Annotated in this window: 1 protein-coding gene and 1 pseudogene; one reads left to right on the forward strand and one right to left on the reverse strand. The window is 58.5% G+C overall.

Annotation, left to right across the window (positions count from 1 at the left end; genetic code table 11):
* Nucleotides 1–27: 27 nt before the first annotated feature.
* Nucleotides 28–472 (reverse strand): annotated as a pseudogene (locus tag AC0L15_RS33180) (Tn3 family transposase); the annotation flags it as partial.
* Nucleotides 473–746: 274 nt separating this feature from the next.
* Between AC0L15_RS33180 and AC0L15_RS33185 the strand changes: the two are divergent.
* On the forward strand, nucleotides 747–1,035 hold a 289-nt coding region (locus AC0L15_RS33185; RefSeq protein ID WP_473498410.1), incomplete at its 3' end, for a transposase family protein.

Consider the following 1,035-nt stretch of genomic DNA (forward strand, 5'->3'; position numbering starts at 1 on the left):
GCGCTAAGCCCGAACGGATCGTGAAACTCATGCGGCTCGCCGGGTTGGGGTCGGTAGCCTAAGGGTTCGAAAGCCTTCGGGCATCTGATGCTCGGTGTCCCAGGTGTAGATGCCTGTCAGGTTGATATGTTACCAACTCAGCGGCGAGATATACTTCAACAGCGTATCTGGAATGTTTCGCCCTCCTCGTTTCAACTGTGTGGCCCGCGCGGTCGAGATAGACCATGTTCCAGTGTACGATCGCGCTGACGACGAGGTTGAGCCCGGATGCGCGGAAGGCCTGGCTCTCGAACGAACTATCGCGAATTTCGCCTCGCTCATGGAAGAACACGGCGCGCTTGAGCTTGTGTGCTGCTTCGCCCTTGTTGGGGCCGGCTTGGCAGCGTGCCGGGCTTGAGTACCATTCAATCATGAATATGGATCGCTCGATCCTGCCCAGTTCCCGCAGCGCCCTTGCGAGTTGACTTTCCTTCTGTCGCTTTGCAGTGAATGAGGGTCTTCCTCAATTTGTGTGGTTCATCCGCTGTTAGCGACGCCACTCTCTATCTTTCCCTGACATGCGGACCTTCCAACCTGCTTAGCGCTAGCGCGCTAGCGCGCTACCCCCGACAGCCTCTTACCGAGCTGTAGCATCTGCCTCTTGAAGCGCCTGCGAACCGTCGCCAGCGCATCTGTGTCCATTCCCAGGGTCTTCCTCAATTTGTGTGGTTCATCCGCTGTTAGCGACGCTATCGCTATGGGCGGGCATGCGAACGAAATCGAAATGGTCGCCCGGCCCAGGGGTCAGAATTCTGGGTGTCGCGCTCACTGATGATCACAGTTGGGTTGTTTCCGCTGCCGGACCAGCGATCGGCATTTGCCCTGATTGTGGCCGGCGGAGCCGAAGTCGGCATGGCTGGTCCAACCGCAGCCTTCAGGATCTGCCGGTCCAGGGCAAGCCCGTGAGGGTGAAGCTCCTGCTGAGCCGCTGGCGATGTGCACATCAGAAATGTGAGCGACAAACGTTCACTGATCGACTCCCGACGGTTGCTTCCC

Source organism: Mesorhizobium sp. WSM4846, from assembly GCF_055811415.1.